Annotated in this window: 7 protein-coding genes; 3 read left to right on the top strand and 4 right to left on the bottom strand. The window is 64.4% G+C overall.

Annotated elements, in window-relative coordinates:
* The first annotated feature begins 6 nt into the window (after positions 1-6).
* Together GIW81_RS00130 and GIW81_RS00125 are read left to right on the top strand one after the other, a co-directional pair.
* Positions 7-273 (top strand): hypothetical protein, encoded by a 267-nt coding sequence (locus tag GIW81_RS00130; protein WP_154737334.1) that lies wholly within the window; start codon positions 7-9, stop codon positions 271-273.
* Positions 274-798: 525 nt separating this feature from the next.
* Positions 799-1,224, top strand: a complete 426-nt coding sequence (locus tag GIW81_RS00125) for a c-type cytochrome (protein WP_210251890.1) — start codon at positions 799-801, stop codon at positions 1,222-1,224.
* A 111-nt stretch (positions 1,225-1,335) separates the two neighbouring features.
* Here the strand turns inward: GIW81_RS00125 and GIW81_RS00120 are convergent, their stop codons facing one another.
* The 4 genes from GIW81_RS00120 to GIW81_RS00105 all read right to left on the bottom strand — a co-directional run bounded on the left by GIW81_RS00120 (position 1,336) and on the right by GIW81_RS00105 (position 15,633).
* Positions 1,336-13,101: a filamentous haemagglutinin family protein gene (locus GIW81_RS00120; RefSeq protein WP_195930271.1), complete on the bottom strand. Its 11,766-nt coding sequence runs from the start codon at positions 13,099-13,101 to the stop codon at positions 1,336-1,338.
* A 286-nt stretch (positions 13,102-13,387) separates the two neighbouring features.
* Positions 13,388-14,356: a FecR family protein gene (locus GIW81_RS00115; protein WP_154737331.1), complete on the bottom strand. Its 969-nt coding sequence runs from the start codon at positions 14,354-14,356 to the stop codon at positions 13,388-13,390.
* A gap of 45 nt (positions 14,357-14,401) precedes the next feature.
* Positions 14,402-14,956 carry an RNA polymerase sigma factor gene (locus tag GIW81_RS00110; RefSeq protein ID WP_154737330.1) on the bottom strand — a complete coding sequence of 185 codons (555 nt, stop codon included), beginning with the start codon at positions 14,954-14,956 and terminating at the stop codon, positions 14,402-14,404.
* Positions 14,953-15,633, bottom strand: coding sequence for an energy transducer TonB (locus GIW81_RS00105; RefSeq protein ID WP_154737329.1), 681 nt, complete (start codon positions 15,631-15,633; stop codon positions 14,953-14,955). Before GIW81_RS00105 ends, GIW81_RS00110 begins: the two co-directional genes overlap by 4 nt.
* 569 nt (positions 15,634-16,202) lie before the next feature.
* Between GIW81_RS00105 and GIW81_RS00100 the strand changes: the two genes are divergently transcribed.
* The gene (locus GIW81_RS00100; RefSeq protein ID WP_154737328.1) at positions 16,203-17,255 is read left to right on the top strand and encodes a DUF3616 domain-containing protein; all 1,053 of its coding nucleotides are present in this window, start codon (positions 16,203-16,205) and stop codon (positions 17,253-17,255) included.
* The last annotated feature ends 19 nt before the right edge of the window (positions 17,256-17,274 follow it).

Below are 17,274 nucleotides of genomic sequence, written 5' to 3'. Positions count from 1 at the left end.
CTCAGCATGAACGACCACTTCTGGCCCTCGCTCTATCCGGGCATCATTGTGGGAGCGCTCGTGGGGCTCTCGCGTGGCGGAGTGATCGCAACGGTGGCGGGCGCCGCCGGTGGCACCGCCGGGGCAGCCATCATGTACTTCGTCACGGCGCGGCTGGGCCTCGACGACGGCATTATTTCGCTTGCCGCGCTCATCGTCGGCGCCACAGCCGGCGCTTTTCTATGTGAGTTTTGCTCATCTCGGCTCGCAGCGACCCTGCGACAGCGACCGTAGCGGCTAGCAGCCCCCGCAGACACCCGTTCATGCCTGCGAGCCTAACTGCGCCTTTCGACCTCTGGGTGCAAGCCGCACAGATGTGGCAACGTAATTGGGAGGCGTGACTCCTTCATTACTCGAGCCTTGAGCTTGCAAAGCCCACTTTATTTTCTATTGATCCGTATTCACCCTACGTGATTGCCTCGTCTGGTTCGGAGCAGCAGCGTTGATCGCGAAGTTTTCGCGCTGCACGCCCAGTGTTCGCCGCTATCATTTCGGACGTCAGCTATCGGCCATAAGCGAAAGTTCCCCCATGGCAGTGAATCGTCTGCTCTGCCCACGCGTGCGGTTGATCCACATCAATCTGCGGTCTTTCCGTGCCGAGTAGCATTCGCGAATGTGGACGCTCTGCGCCCCCGCCGGGCAACCGCCCGCCTAGTGGGGCTATCGTGAAGTGATCGCCCGCCAGCGCCCAGAGCAGTTCATTTCTAGCATCGCGACATTCAAGGGCTAGGCAAGCGGGATCATAACAAGGAGACAATGATGCTACGCGACTGCGTCTTGTGTGGGCGGCGGAAGCTGCGTTCCATTCCTTCATCACGGTTGGCAGCGACATTGGCAGCCGCCATCGTCACTGTCGCGATGACGGCATCAGAGGCAGCTGCGCAGGATCCCCAGCTTGGTGTACAGCCTAACCTGCCGGAGTCGACAGTACCCGTGATCGGTGACGGTCGTTCGACGGCGGCGAAGCTCTGCATCGGCTGTCATGTGATCGACAATGCCTCCAACGGTATTCCTGCTGCCGATGTGCCCAGCTTCGCAAGCATCGCCGATCGCCCTGTACAGTCGGTAGATGCTCTTTCCATCTGGCTCACTGCTCCGCACCTGCCAATGCCTGACCCACATCTCACGCGGAAAGAAATTCGCGACCTTGCAGGCTACATTTTCTCGCTCCGACGCGCACCGTGACCCGAACATCCGGGGTGGCATCCGGTCCAACTGCAGGTGCTCCCATGGATTCGATGTCCGCGGGGCGGAAGTCGAATTCAAGATCGCATGGTCAGCAGGCGGGCCAGATTCTTACAGTCGGCCTTCAACCTCTCTCTTGCGTGCTTGCTCCTCGGGAGTGAGAGCCTGTAGTTGCGGTTCCGTCAACGCGCCATGTCCGAGAATGCGCACCGGCGCGTTCGGATTATAGCTCTGCTGCTCGGGCTTCTTACGGTGCTGGTCTTGCTCGGGCGCCGGGTCGCCTCCGCCGTAGCCGATGACCTCGACGATGATGATGGACGGCTGCTCGGTGGCACTCTGGGCAGGGGCGGCGGCCGCCTCGCGCACGGCGGCGCCGGCGGTGTCGGCGGCCTGCGTCAGGCCGCCGGTGTCAGGCGCCTTAACCATGGGGATGCCGGTGGTGGTGCCGCCTACCTGGAGGTTGTCGGCATTGAGGACCTGGAGCGCGGCGATGTTGAGATCGCCCGTTGACCGTACGCCCGCATCGCCGAGGTCGACGGTGCCGTGCGGGGCGATGAGATAGACGGTGTTTTGGCGCTGCCCGACGATGGTCTGCAGGGCGCCGACGCCGGCGCCGGTGACGAGGCCGGCGGGATCGATGCTGGAATAGCCGTCGTTGTTGGTGGTGCGTAGCAGCGGCGGATAGGAGGCCGAGGTCTTGGCGCCCTTGCCGGCGTTGAGGTCGCCGTTCGACGACCACATGAGGACGTCGCCGCCCTGCTCGGTGAAGATGCGGCTCTGGTTCACGAGCACGTGGCTGTCGGCGAAGATGCGGATGTCACCGCCGCGCAGGGTGAGAATGCCGGTCTTTGCGGGATCGTTCGACAGCGCCGTTGCCGACTGGCTGCCGACGATGATGCGGCCGACCGGCGCCACGATCGAGATCTTGCCGCCGAATTGGGTCTGGATCGATGCCGAACGCAGATCGAGCGAGCCGCTGTTCTTCTTCGTCGCTTTGCCGTCGGTGTCGGGGTAGCCGAGCCCGGGCGGGAACAGCGTCTGGATCGCTGCATAGCTGCGGTCGTACTTCTGATAGTTGTCGGGATGGTTGATAGGATCGGCGGCTGCCTGCAGCTCGGCGAACAGCACGTCGTAGAGGAACGCCGTCTGCTCGATCTCGGGCAAAGCGCGGAAGGCGGCGACCGCCTCGGCCGGCGTAAAGTCGATCTCCGCCTCGCCACGGCGCTTGCGCAGCCCGTTGAGGTAGCCGGTGAGCTCTGACGAATAGCTATACGGTACCTCGGCGGCATTGGCGGGATCGAGGTAGGCCGTGATCATGCCGTCCGTGTTCTTGCCATTGGCGACGCCGAAGACGACGTAGACGTTGGCGCCCTCGCGCGGCAGGAAGCGGTTGTTAGCGGGGCCAGTCGCCACGATGCCGCCCGGAAGCTTGCTGTTGGGCGACATCAGGGGGCCGATGTTGCGCCCGGCCTCGACGTAGATCGTGCCCGGTCCCCCGACGTTGACCGACATCGTCCCCGTCGGCACGCTTGTCCCTGCGCTTCTTTCCGCGTTGAACCTGCCGAGGACGGTCGCGTACATGTCGCGCCCGGCGATGACGCTGGTGAGGTCGTCGTCGCGCAGGTTCTGCGCCCAGACCGGCAAGTCGACGAGGTCGCGGCCGGCCCGCACGCGCGCGGACTTGGCAAGGCGCAGCGGCACGCGACCGCCGACATCGTTGATATCCCCCGTGTGGCTGTAGATCAGGACCGGGTCCGGGTCTTCGATATGGGTGAGGTGGAAATCATAATCCGGAACGAATCCCGGATCGAAGCCGACGTTATAATCGATGACGACGGACAGATTGCCGTTCCGCCAGGTCACGACATTGAGCCCGTCTAGCTTTGGTGCGACGGCGGAGGGCACGAGATAGGGGTTCTTGTCGGTTAGCCACAGGCCGGATTCCACCGTCGACGCCAGTTTTACGTCACCCTCCGCGATCAGCTCGAGCTGACCGGTCGGGGACGGATAGAGCTCCATGGGTATGCTCTGCGTGCCGTTCATGACATTGATCGCACCCGAAGCGGCATGAGCGATCAGGCTTGCCGGCCAGACGCTCCCCAGGTCAGAAAAGCCACCCTGATAGAACTGAATGTGCTCTTGGCGTGGGCTTCCCGCCGCCAGCGAGACGAACAACGCGGTGTTCTGATACGACTGGAAGCTCTTGACCGTGACGTCGCCGCCGACGGCCGTCAGGCGCACGCCGCTGTCTCGAGAGTACTGATAGAAGTCGGAGATGAAGCTCTTGCCGTCCGTTGACCAGAACCATGGCACCGGGAGATAGGTCGGGCTGAAGACACCTCCGAGATCGAGCGCGCCACCTGCCGTCAAGGTGAACGTCGAGTCGGCAACGCCGAGCATGGTCGCGACCGGCATCGGGGTCGGCACACCGGGCACGGTGATATTGAAGCCGGCGCGGATCGATCCGCCCGCACTGAGCGTGCCCTCGCCCTTGCCGACGTAGTAAGCACCGCTGACGATATCGCGGCCCGATCGCACGAGAAGATCGCCGCCGCCGGTCACGTGGACGACGGGCGTGGGATCGAGGGCCGAGATGGCGCCGCTCACCCGCACGGTCGTCGGCAACGAGACGCTGAACTGGTTCACGTCGCGGCCGGCTATGATCTCGACATCGCCGCCTACACTCATCACGCCCTGGTTGAAGCTGCCGAAATTGATCCAGCTCGCCGTTTGATGGGGGACGCCAAGATCGCAGCATTCGGCGCCTGCATAGGAGACGTACCCCATCGGATTGAAGACGCCGAACTCCTGCAGCGGCTGGACAAGGCCAGTACGGATCAGCCATGGCGTCCAGATCTGTCCGATGAAGCTCCCGGCCCTGCCGGACTGCGCACCCGTCGTATCGATGACGTTCTGCAGGCCGATCACGTCACGCTGGGCGAGGATCGATATATCGCCCGCCGCTTCCGGCCAGACCGGCGTGGTGACGACATAACTGACGCCGCAGCCTGGCAAAGTGCAGCTCCAATCGCCTCCATTGATGGTGGGCTTGAGCGGCTTGTTGAAGCCTTGCGGATTGCTGGGAACAAGCTGGCCATTGACCGTCGTGAAGTTTGCGGCCGGCAGGTCGGCCGACGGGCGTCCCGCGGTGTAGATGACGCCTGGCGCGACGGTATCGCGCAGCGCCACGTCGCGGCCGGCGGCGATCTCGATCGAGCCCGTGCCGGTGCGGATCATGTTGGGCAGCTCGTAGGTCGTCGAGCCGACGACCAGCGTCCGGTGCCCCGAGATCAGCACATCGCCATGGTTTGCGGTCGGCAGGCTGGAATTGCCGACGAAGGCCGTGAGCGGCCGCAAGGCCTTGGGATTGACGCTGGCCAGGTCGGCACCGCCGACGATGCGGTAGGACCAGCTGTCGCCCCAGGACGCAGGCATCAGGTCCGCAGCGTGCGGGACCGGCGTGGAGGACGTATTGAAGAACCCGTCGGTGAGGTTGGCGCGCACATCGACGTTGCCGCTGGCGCGGAGCGTCAGCACGCCTGGCTCGACGCCGGTGCGCCAAGTGAGGTTCGGCATGCCGGTCGCTGCATTGATAGAGCCGGCGCCCAGATCCCAATCGCTTACAAGGAGGATGTCTCCGTTGTTGCGGTTGGCATCGCTGTTGCTGAGCTCGATGCCGGCGCGGCCGCGGAAATTCGACACGCCTGAGAAGCGACCGAAGTCGACGCCGGTGTTCTGGACGAAGCTCACGAGCTCGCTGGTATAGAAATCGAGATGCGCCTGGTCGACGCCGCTCGCGAGCCGGTTACCGGCGGAGTCGTAGAGTCCGAGCGGATCGATGACGCCGTCGAAATTGCTGCTCGTCGTATCGAACACCTTATAGGCTTCGAGCACAACGCTGCGCGCGCCGCTGATCGACGAGTTGATGGCGACGTTGACGTCGCTGTTGATGATCGGTGCGCGCACGTTGACCGTACCGCCGGACAAGCCGGCGAGCGTGCCGCCCGATACGTCGATCGAGGAGCCGGAGGCCAGAGTGATGAACCCGGTCCCGACCGTGCCGATGAAGATGTCGCCGCCGCGCTTCTCCGGATCGGAGCCGGTCGCCGCGAGATGTCCGCCGGACGCAAGCGTCACGCCGTCACGGCCATAGAGGTCGATGCGGCCACCCTTCTTGCCAGACGCGTCGATCAAGCCGCTGACGGTGACGAGACCGCCATCGGCGGACAGAGCGACGCTCGAAGCTGTAAGGATGGCGGTGAGGCTAAGATCGCCCTGGCCGGTGCGCACGTCGACGCCGCCGTGGAAGCCGCCGCCCATGAGTACGCTGCTCAGCGCATCGAGGTTGACCGAGCCGCCGGTCAACAGCGCGAAACGCCCACCCTCGAAGCCCGCGGAGGCCGTGCCACCCATCGTCCCCGGCAGTCCGACAGAGCCCTTGGCCTGCAAGCTGATGGCGCCCGCATCGCCGCCGAGCGGCGAGGCCGAGACATCGAGCACCGCGCCCGACGCACTGGTGATGTTGCCATTGGCGGCAAGCAGCGAGATCGCTCCGCCGCCGGTGTAGATCACTTTGTCAAAGATCTGCTTGCTGTAGCCGGTGGCGATTAGCCGTGCGTTGGCACCGAGGCTGATGTCGCCGGTCGTCGCGGCGAGCGTCATGCCGCCGCTCCGCATGACGATGGCGGTGTCGATCGTCACGGCGCTGCCCGCGAGCGACAGCCGGCCGCCTAGTCCATCGGAGACCGGCTCTGTGGCGCCGCCGCCGAGGAGGGAGATCGCGCCCGTCGTCCGCAATTCCTGATCGGCCGCAGCGGCGGTGGTGATGAGCGGCGTGGTCATCGTGACCGGCATGGAGCCAAAGTCGATACTGCCCTTGCCTTGGCCAATGACACGCACGCCGGCCGTTGCATCGAGACGCGAGAAGCCCGTGATCTGCTTGGCCCCGGCGCCGAAAGCTAGCTCGTCGGCGGTGATGGTCAGGTCGCCGCCGCCCGTAACGGCTGCGCCAGGCGTCGTGGCGGTGGTGTTGGTGAAGGCGATGCGGGCGGCCTCCAGCGTCAAGTCACCACCGTGGCCGACAATGCCGCTCGCATTGAACGTCAGCGAGGTCGACTGGCCGCTCCCACGTGCAAGCCGGATATCGAGGTTGCCGTAAGAGTCGATGGTGGTCGCGCTGGTCAGCGTGATGTTGCGAACGTTGCCCAGGGTCGCGAGCGCGGCCGCATCGAGTACGAAGCCGCTGGTCGGTACGGTGGCGCCCTCACCGACTAGACTGATGCTGCGAGTCAGCACGTCGATGTTGTCGGTAGTGAGGATCGCACCGGTCTGCAGGTTCACGTTGCCTACGCTCTGCAGAGCGATGGAGCCCTTGCCGACGAGGGTGGCCCCAGAGGCGATGACGACGCGGGCAATGGAGATTGCCGGCGCGCTCGTATTGGTGATCGAGGTCAGTGTGCCACCCGAAACGCGCACCAACGCGCCGTCGCCAACTGTCTTCAACGGCGCATTCTGGACCGGCACACCCTCGCCGATCACGACGCTCCCGCTCTCGAACACGAGGCCGTTCCCCGCATTGGGATCGGCCCCCGACGGATCGGTCTTGATGGCGAACAGGAGCTCGGGCGCTTTGAGCGCACTATCCGTATCGTTGGAGACGAGGATGCTGTTGGCCACGGCGGTGATGGTCTGGCCGGTAGCGTCGGCGATCCGCGTTCCACCGAGGAGCACGCTCTCCGCCCCCAGCTTGGTGAGATCGGATGCGAAAAGCCCAAGATAGCCTGACCGCGCCACATCGCCGTCGCCCAGGACCTGCAGGTCGCGCGCGCCGATATCGACGCGACCGCCACGGCCGCCCTCCACCCTCTTGAACAGCGTCTGCGCCTGCAGGACGAGCTGGTTCGTGGCACTGATCGCCAAGCGGCCGGCATCTTGAGGCCGATAGGGCGCGACGTCGGCGTGCAGCACCTCGAGATTGCCGAAGAACGCGTTGGCACTGGTCAGACGGTATTCCGAGTACTGCCGCCACACGTCGCGCGACTGCACCTCGAACATGGTCACGGCGGAGTCGCGGCGCGCATGGTCGCTCGAGGCGTAGAAGCCGGCGGCGATCGCAGTGCCATCCGGCAGCACGCCACCCGCACGCGGGTCCCCGCCGGGCCGCGCCACGACGCGATAGGCGCCCGGCAACAGCGCATAGCTCGCGGGCAGGAGGGTGTAGTAGCCATCGGGCAGACCCGGCACGCCAGTGAGGTAGACGTCGCCCGCATTCATGGCACCCAGCACCGTCTTGTCGACCGGCGCCTGCGTGCCGCTATAGCCGGGCAGGATCGCGTATATCGTGCGGTTATCCGGGTATAGCGGCGATTTCGGTACGATGGCGCCGTTGGCATCGCGGACTGGAAGCTGCAGCACGTCGCGGCTGCCGCCGGTGCCCGGCACAAATTCTGGGCCGATAAGATCACCGCCGGCGCTCAAATCGAGCACGGCGCCGGGCGCCATGTTCACGGAATTGGAATTTACCGCAATGAGCTTGTCAGGCGGCGCCGCCAGATCGAGGCGAGAGAAAATCCAGTTGAGCTCGTCCTGCGTGGTGCCATAGGGAATGATGGCCCCTTCCAGGGACACGGACGTGAGACTGCCCGGCAGGAACTCGACGGATTGCGTGGTGCCCGCAACGCCGAACGTGATCGAGCCCTGCGGCGCCCGGATGGTGCCGCCCTGGATGATGGTGGGCGCGGTGATCTGCAAGGTGCCGCCCGCCGAAAACGGTACGCCCGGCCGCGCGCCGTTCTGTACGAAACGGATCGTGCTGTTGGCGCCAGATCCTCTGATGATGAAGTTCTGTCCGGTGCCCGGATACACCTGTGCGGCCGTGAGCGTGATGTCGCCCGGCGTCGTCAGCGATCCGTCGTATTTCGTGTACTGGACGTTGGCGTTGGGACCGAGGGTGAAGTTCGCGTTCAACGCGCGGCCGAACAGGCGAATATCGCCGGTGGCATTCAGATTGAGTGTTTGGAGGTTATTGAAGATGAGGCTGCCGTCGATGTCGATCGTGTCGGCCGTGAAGCTCAGGGCGCCGCGCACACTGTTCGTGGTTGGATTGCCGGAGCCGATACCCAGCAGGCTGATATACGGCGCTGACAAGGATGCGACTGGCGCTTGGGTGCTCGGCGTCTGGCCCGGCGCAACCCGCGCCGCAACCACATTGAAGTAGGAGGTCGAGAGCCGGATCGATTCCGGCATCGTCAGGGAAACGCCATCCTCGATATTGAGGGTATTGCCGCTTGCCGTATTGGTCACAGTCAACGAGTCGGCGCCCGACCGCTCGATGATGTCCGTGCGGATAAGCGCGCGGCCGCCATAGGTCGCGAAGGGCAGATCGGCGCCCACACTGACCGAACCTGGCACCGTTGCAAAAGGCGCGGCGGTCAGGGTGGCGGTGATCAGTGCGGTTGCAGCGGAGCTGCGCGGATTGCGAATGAATGTGTAGTTGAGCGTGCCGCCGCGAGCTTCCGGCGCGCCGCCTTCGGCATTCAGCGTACCGTCAAAATAGAAGGCTTCCGATGCGCCGAGATTGATGGTGCCGCCGTCGCTCCAGACGGCTTGCCGGGTATAAGGATTGACCGGCGGCAACGACACACCGGTCGGCGACGTCCATCCGCTCAGGACATCGCTGCTCGAGCGCAGGACGTCGAGCTCGCCCGCAACGCCGGAGACGTCGATCCTCGATCCCTCCATTCCGAGGACATAGCCCCGTGCGTTCGAGACCGTGACCGTTCCGCCATCGAGCACGCGGCCGAGGCGCAAAGGCTCGTCGCTGCCCAAGGCGCGGGGTGCCAGATCGTCGAGCAGGATCGTGCCGCTTGCATCCAGGACACTCCCCGGAAGCAGCCAAACGGAGGCATTCGGCTGATAGAATTGCGTGGAGTTCCGGTATCGGGCCGTTGCCGAGCCCAGAATCTCGATTGTGCCGCCATGAGCGCGGATCTCGCCGCCGAACAGCAGCTTGCCGCCGGTCGATAGGCTCACGGTTGCGCCTGCATCGGCGAGGATTTTGGTGTTTGCGCCGAACCTCAGCTCCTGCACGCCATCAAAAATCGGTACTGATGTCGTGCCGCGCGTCGTGGCAAAGAACGTATTGGCGCTGATCGAGAGATTCGTCGCCTGCCGACGGTAGTCGGAGAGCAGCCCGATGCCGACCGCCCCTTCGGCCAGCGGGTCGGCGCCGGGCGCGAAATTGCGATTGGTCGGAACATAGTTGACTTGACGCGGCGCGATGATGGCCGGCACGTCGGCTGTGCCGTCGGCGATCACCGTCTCATAGACCGATGACAGCGAGTAGCTGCCGAAGCTGTTGTCATGGAAGAAGTCGCGATCGAGGATGACGCGGCCGTAGGCGTCGGGCGTCTCGCCGATCCCGAACGTCTGCGCACGCAGACTGAGCTTGCCGCCGCTCGTAAAACCGAAGGACGACAGAGTGCCATCGATCTGAACGTCCGCCCGCATCGCCGGCGTCGTTGGCACCGACGGCGCCCCACCACTCGGTCCGAACATCACGCCCGCATAAGTCAGGATGGAGATGTCGCCGCCCTTGCCCAGCGGGACGCCGTTCTTCGAAGCCCACGTGCCATTGCGCAGGATATGGCCGCCGCTAGACGCGTCGATGCTGCTGCCTGCCGCGAGGCGGATCGAGCCGGTATTGTCGGATCTAGCAAATTGCGACGCATCGGTGGCGATGGTGATCGACCCGCCGTTGATGAACCTGGCGCCATAAGCGGAAGGCGCTGCGCGATCGTCGACCCACAAGCCGCGCGTATCGATCGAAGCGCCCGCGTTGAGCGCGATATTGCCCGCGATAAGCCCGTGATACGGATCGACCCGAACGTCGAACGGCAGGCTAAGGCCTGGAGCGATGCGCGTGCCTTTGGCCAGCGTGACCGGAACGGGCAATATCGCACCAGCGTTGAACGTCGTGGCCACTGGGCTAAAATTTATCCCGTTGGGAAACGCATCGGCAGGGATTACTTCGCCTGCAAGAAAGTACCCCCCATAAATTGTCGTCCCCCTCGGCACGACCTGACCCGACCTATATTGCAGGCCGGTGTTGACGTCGAAGATCGGGTTGCCGGCTTGGCTGGCCCCGGGGTTGACGACCCAGTCGGCGGCCAGGGTTACGGGAAATTGGAATTCTATCCCGGCGTTGAAGATCGTCGGCACGCCGGCTGGCCAGTTGGTGAGGTTCACGGAGATCGTGTAAGGCGCGGCGGTGCCCGCAGCCAACACGACGTCCTGCGTCACGACGACGTCCATCGGCGCCGGCGTGTTGGCCGTCAGCACGCCGCCCGGCAGTCCCTCCAGCAACGGTGCCACGTCGGAAGGAAGAATGATCTGGGTGTTGACGTGCTGCAGCGTGCGCAATTCGATGGAGCCCGATCGCGCTTCGAGCGTGCCGTCCATGCGGATCACGGTGCCGCTAAGCGTGATGGAACCGCCCGGAACCACCGAGAGCGTCGCATCGTCGGTGACGAGCAGCCCGCCCGGCGTCGTCAGGCTGAGGCTGCCGAGGCCGATGTCGGACAGCTTGTCCGCCGACAGCCAGCTCCAAAGACCGAAGCCCGAGCCTGACAGGCTCAGATCCGCCGTCGGCAGCACGCTGTCGATGCCGATGCCGTCGGGCAGCCGCTGACCGTCGGCCGAGACGAGCAGGCTGCCCTGGCTGGTGATGGCGAGCTTGCCGCGGGCCGCCGGCTGGCTGTCTGCAATCTGTCGCGCGCCGTTGACGGTATCGGCGATCATGTTGCCGTCGAAATAGACGGCCCCGCCCCAAGTGTTGCTCTGTGCTTGGATGATGCTCAGCTTGCCCGCCGCCGCGCCCTCGAAATCAGTCGGCTCGTAGTGCCTGAGGTCGATCAACGGGTTGTTGAATATCTGCGTCACGCCCCAGCGGGAATGCTGGCGGTTCCAGGCGCCGGCGACGCCGACGTAGCGTAGCATCGGGTCGGCGTCGGCGATGTCGTAGACGCGCCCGTCGGCGCCCAGCAGCTGCGAGGTGTAGACCATGCCGCCGGCGTAGGTGACGTAGCCGCCGGAGACGTCGACGGTGGCACCCTGCGGGACGACGATGTCCTTCTGTCCGTTGATGGTGACGCTGCCGCCCCCCACCAGGTACTCGCGCGTCGACTTCTGGATGAGCCCGACATAGCCCGAGGCATCGAGCAGCGGCGAGCCGATCCAGGCGACGCCGTCCTCGCGCACGCCGCTCTTGCGGGTGTCGATGTAGAGGTCGAGGCCGCGCAGGGCCCCGTTGCGCTGCAGCGGCGAGTTGGCGAACTCCTGGCCGCGCGGCTGAATCTTGATGATCGCCCGTCCGACGGGAACGACGACGTCGGTGAGGCCGGAGACGTCGATGATGGAGCCGGGGGCGAGGAAGGCGCGCCCGTTGTCGTCGGGCACATTGGAGTGAGTTGTGTTGATCGCCGCGAGATTGGTCGTCTCGATAGTGACGGAGCCCGACGGCGCGCGAATCAGCGTGTTCGTCTGGATGTCGACCGAGGAGCCGGTGAGGCTCACCGACAAGCCGCCGTTGAAGGCCGGCGCGGTCACGTCGGCGGCGTCGGCGTCCATGAGAATGGCGCTGCCCTCGGCGAGCGTCAGGCGACCATCGGCGACGAGCTTGATGGCGCCTGGCCGGTTGATGCCGGTCGTCGCCGTAAGGACACCGGCTTGCCGGGTCAGGGTACCAGCCATGAGGATGGCGCCGCGCTCGGCGGTGATGAGCCCGGTGTTGAGCGCGTTGTAGGCCGGCTCGCCCACGTAGTTGGGATTGGAGTAATAGAGATCGGCGAATGGAACTGCCGGGCCCGCTGCGAACTGCAGCTGCTTGTCGGTGCCGATGCTCACCGTGACTGTGCGGCCGGCGGCGAGCACGGCCTGTCCGTCGGCAGTGAGGATCGAGCCGGCGTTGTGCACATTGGGGCCGAACAGCATGAGGCGGCCGCCATCATTGAGCCCGCTCGCCGCCGCCGTGCGCAGGATGGCGCCGGCTTCCACGACGACGTCGCCCTCGATGGCATCGGGGATGACGAGGGCGCCCGTCGCATCAGGCAGCTTGCGGCTCTGGAAGATGGCCGTTCCCGAGGCAAACAGGCCGCTGAGGAACGCCTGGTTGCGGTCGGCGATGAGGTTGGTGTTGGGGCCCTTGATGTCGAGGCTGGACGCCAGGAGCGTGCCGACGTTCACCTGGCTGGCGCCCCCGAAGACGATGCCGTTGCGGTTGATGACGTAGACTTGCCCCTCGGCCTTGATGGAGCCGAGGATCTGGCTGGGCGCTGTCCCGGGATCGAGCACCCGGTTGAGGGCGATCCACGAGCCGGCATCGGCGCCGCCGGCGCGCTGGTCGAAGTAGAGCGTCGTCTCGCGCCCGACGTTGAAGCTTTCCCAGGTGAGGATCGCCTTCTGCTGGTTCTGCTTGACGGTGACGTTGGCGCTCTCACCATCCCGCATCTCGGTTGGCAGATCGGCGCCCTGCCACAATCCGGAGGTTGGATCGTCGGCGCCCGGCGCGACGAGGAGGCCGTTCGGCTGACCCGCGGCACCGCGGACCATGCCGTTCGGCACGAGGCTCACGCCCTGCTTGGCCAAGGCGCGTGCCGCGTCCTGGCCGGCGCGCATGTTCTGGATCGCCTGGCTTGCGCGCCCCAGCATATCGATCGAGCGCTTTGCCGCCGCCGCTGCCTGCGCAGCGGCTTCATTGGTCGCCGCATTCGCCGGCGGTCGGGACCCATTCCCGCCGAGCAGGTCGACAGCCGATGCCGACTGGTGCGAGCCGACAATGAGCCCGAATGCAACGATGGCGAGCCAGCTTCGAGTCGACACCCGTAAACTGTCCGAAGTCACTGCAAAGCAAAGAGATGCGTGCGGACGGTCGAGCATAAACACCCTCTCAGGCTCGTGGCCGGAACATGATGGCTTCGAAGGGTCGTTTGCGAGCAACGAACACCCGCGCACCGCTGTCGAAACAGGCCACGTTCGTGGCGCACGTTCCGGTCGGCTCGGCTGAACTTGCCCAGACCATTCTCAGTCCCCCACTGAGTATGACTATCGAGGGTGCGACCAACTGAAAGGGATCTTCAGTTTTTTGTTCTGACGGCGCGGGCTGCCGTTAGCTGAGGAGGACGATTCCTGCCGGCAGGCGCCGCACCTGAGCGCCATAGAGCGTTTCGATCTGCGGTATGACATCGTCAAGCCGGTCGAGATAGAAGCTTGCCAGTGCCACCAGCCTGCTTCCCAGGTCGCGGTCGAGGATGACGATTTTGCCGGGCCGATAGCGGTTCACTTCATCGACAACGTCCTGCAAAGGCTTGTTGCGGAACACAAGAAGCCCGCGCTGCCAAGCCGTAACGTCATTGGGGTCCACGTCTTTCACCTCCCCAAGTCCCTCATCGTCGTAGCGAACTTGCTGATCAGCTCGGAGCCTAAGTGCGCGATCGCGGCAGCGTACTTCGAGCGCGCCGCTGAGGCAGGTCACCGCGACGGTCCCACTATCGTTGCGCACGCTGAAGCGCCCATTGAGCGCACTCGTCTGGCCCGCACCCGCAATTACGGTGAGCAGACGCGCCCCTGCCGCGAAGGCAGCCTCTCCGGCGAGAAGGTCCATGCGCAGGCTATCGAGGTGGCCAGTGTCGAGGGCCAACCGTGAGCGCGTGGTCAGCTCCACCGATGCGTTGCCGCCGATGGCGATGGTCCGCCGTTCGCCGATACCGGTGCGAAAGTCGGCCGCGAAATCAACGATGGGCGACCACATGCCGAAGGGCGGATTGATGAGCGCGACGCCGGTGGCGGCGGCCGATGCTAGCCCCGCGCCCAGAAGCCAACGGCGCGTATGCCCGGATTCGCCTGAGCGACCGGCTCGCGCGTCAGCCGGCAGACGGGCGAGTTCGCCCGTAGCTTCTCCGAGGAGGTCCCAATGCAGTCTCGCCTGCGCGAATGCCTTGGCGTTGTTGGGGTCGCGTGCCTGCCACTCGCGAAAGGCCGCGGCGTCGCCTGCGGTCACCCTCCCCGAGGCCAGGAGGACGACCCAGGATCTCGCATCATGCTCTCGCGGCCCCCGCCGCTGTCGATCATTGCTCATGTCAGCACTTCTCGTCCGTCTGCGCACGGCACAACGGTCCGTTCCCTACGTCCCATCTTCTGACTTTGGTGGTGGGCCGAACCGCCGGACCACCTTCCTCCCGAGCCGCGCAGCGCAATGCTCGAGCGCGCGGCGCAGCTCGAACTGCACCATACGGTTCGATATTCCGAAGCGCTCGGCGATGACGTCGTGCGGGAGTTCTTCCACCCGCGCGGCCAACAAAATGGCCTGGCATCGCGGCGGCAGCTCCTGCAACGCTATTGCGAACTCATCGAGTTCCGAGCGGGCCGCCGTGATGGCTTCGGCGTCGAGAACATCTTCTGAAAGCCGCCAAAGCTCGTCGACCTCTACTGCAGAGAGCAAGCGCTTATCGGCCCGTTGGCGGTCCGCGGCGACGTTGAGCACCATCCGCAACAGATACGCATGCGGGTTGGCGATTGGGATCGCGCCATCGAACCGCTCGAGGCGCAAGTATGTGTCGTGCAGCACCTCGCTCGCGGCATCGACCGAACCCAATCGACGCGCCAGCCTGCGCTTCAAATCGGCATAGCCCGCCTCCAGCAAGGCGCGGAGGGCACCACGTTGCGTTGAATGCGTCATCGACCCGCTGTTTGCCTCAATTTAGTAGGCATGGGCGGCGCCGCTGCACAAACTTCATCCGGCCTTGAAAGATTGGGAGCGATGAGCAGTGTCGTGGGGCGTCGCAGGCCGCGCGGCGGAACGGCAGACGCAAGGCTGCGCAAAACCTTGAGGATGCGGCTGTCAAGATATGGGCTGCCCGTGGACGCAAGGAGCTCCGCCCGCTCCACGCCCCCTGAGCCATGAATCCAGAGGTCGATTGCTGCTCGATAGACCGCGCGTCGCAGGCCGGCGTCGCGGCACAAGGCCCGCAGAACATCGCCCTGCAATGCGGCCTCGAACCTGGATTTCTCATCCGCCGCACTTGTATCGACCGGTCCATCGTATGCGCTGGAGTCGTCCTGCAGCAGGATCGCGGAGCTCGACGCCGTGAAGCGGACCTTCGCGCGCGTCGTTGCGACCATGCGCATCAATGCTTCGCGCGGCGTGAACGACCCCTTGAGCGGCGCCGAACGCTGCAGCGCAAATGCTCGATCGCCCATGAGGATCTGATAGCCGCTGGATGCGCTGAAAGCCTCGAGCGCGCTCATCAAGGGTTGCGAAGGAATATTGAAGTCGACTTGGATTGCTTGTTCCGGTGCACGCGGCTCAGCCGACAAAGCCGCCCCATCCACAGCGATCACGGTGCTGAGGAACATGAAGCGAAAGAAGCATTGCCAGACAGCAGCCGTTGTCGACGATCCCGCTAGTTTGCCGAGACACATCAAGCTACCGGATGGTCCGCCCCAATGCCCATCGCAGCCACGGCGGCTTCCCAGGAGACGCCGGGCCGTGGGCCCCGATCACCTTATCTAAATACGAAGTGTGACAGTCGTGCGTAGTAACGACCGGATCGGAGCGTTCGTCCCGGTTCAGTGACTGACCTGCGGGTCCGCGACATCAAGGTCCGCTGATCACTTTGAAGTCGGCCTGGCTCTGGTTGCCGGCCGCGGCGACGACGACGGCGCCCTCGTTCAAAGTACGACGTAATTGGAAAAATCGGACATTATGATCTTACCCTTTGGCGCATAAAAGCAATGTTGACGGTATCACGATGTTCGCACCTCGCGATCGAGTCTATAATGCAATCGAGACCAACACTTGCTTAGAGACGTAGCGCCGATGGCGTGCTCTCGGCGTAAGCGAACCCTGGGTGCCTTGGCCCGAACAAGCTCTTCGCATACGCACAGCAGTCACGTGTCCGCTGGCCGACAGCCCGAGATTCTTCATGCGCCTTTATCTCGCTTGCCTGTTGCTCCTCACCCAGACCGCAACCGCCTCCGATTGGCAATGCGCCTCGGGCGGCACCGTTGAGCTCGATGCCGGCAAAGACGATGATGACCGCGCCGAAGCCAGCGGCGTGGTGGTCGACCCCGATGAAGAGCGCCTGTACATCGTCTCGAACGAGGCCCTGAAGCACGACGGCCGCTGGTACGCGATTCAGGAATTCCGCCGTGAACGCGAGAACCGCTATCGGATCACCCGGGACTTAGAGCTCTTTGAGGCAGGGAAGGAGAACTGCCCGCAATCGGATTTCGAAGCCCTAACCCGCAATGGTGACGATTTCTTCGCCGTCACCTCCCATTCCGTCGACCGCGCAAAGCAACGCAAGAACGAGTCGCCCAAGGAGAATGAGCACCGTCTTACCCGCGCCAACATCCGCACCTGCGATACCCGCAGTCAGCTCATCAAATTCACCATCGGCAGTGGCGATCGGGTAGAGATCAAGCAGCGCACAAGCTTGCGTGATTTCATCGACGCAAATGCCGTCCTCTCTCCGTTCGTCGGCTTGCCCAACAAGGAGAACGGCGTCGACATCGAAGGCCTTGCCGCCACCGACGACGCCCTTTTTGTAGGCTTCCGGGGCCCCGTCCTGCGTGAAAACTTCGTGCCGGTGCTGCGCCTCTCCAAGGATTTGGACCGCGAGAACGTGATGAATGCCAAAGTTCTCTTCGTCACATTGGATGGCCGAGGCATCCGTGACCTCGCCCCAGCCGATAACGGCCTCTACGTACTCGCCGGTCCCAACGGCGACGAGGAACAGAGCTTTCGTATCTACGCCTGGAACACCCGCACCCAGGTTGCTGGGAACGGCGAAGAGGCTGGTTCGGCCGAACGCCTCTGCGACCTCGGATACCACCCCAAGAACAAACTGCTCTCCAAGCCTGAAGGCCTGACCCTACTATCGCGCAATGGCGATGAGCTGCGCTTCCTTGTCGTGTTTGATGGTAAGAAACGCCCGACTGCGGAAATCTGGGACGTAAGACGCACTGACAAGTGAGACTTGCGCCCTTGCGGCA

The sequence above is a fragment of the Hyphomicrobium album genome (assembly GCF_009708035.1).
Classification (GTDB): Bacteria; Pseudomonadota; Alphaproteobacteria; order Rhizobiales; family Hyphomicrobiaceae; genus Hyphomicrobium_A; species Hyphomicrobium_A album.
Note: the sequence above shows the minus strand (reverse complement) of the source record. Positions and strands in the feature narration are given on the sequence as shown.

Bases quoted from the DNA above. Each gene is read 5' to 3' on its own strand.
- GIW81_RS00130 (WP_154737334.1), top strand. From the start codon at position 7: ATGAACGACCACTTCTGGCCCTCGCTCTATCCGGGCATCATTGTGGGA.
- GIW81_RS00125 (WP_210251890.1), top strand. From the start codon at position 799: ATGCTACGCGACTGCGTCTTGTGTGGGCGGCGGAAGCTGCGTTCCATT.
- GIW81_RS00115 (WP_154737331.1), bottom strand. From the start codon at position 14,356: ATGAGCAATGATCGACAGCGGCGGGGGCCGCGAGAGCATGATGCGAGA.
- GIW81_RS00110 (WP_154737330.1), bottom strand. From the start codon at position 14,956: ATGACGCATTCAACGCAACGTGGTGCCCTCCGCGCCTTGCTGGAGGCG.
- GIW81_RS00105 (WP_154737329.1), bottom strand. From the start codon at position 15,633: ATGTTCCTCAGCACCGTGATCGCTGTGGATGGGGCGGCTTTGTCGGCT.
- GIW81_RS00100 (WP_154737328.1), top strand. From the start codon at position 16,203: ATGCGCCTTTATCTCGCTTGCCTGTTGCTCCTCACCCAGACCGCAACC.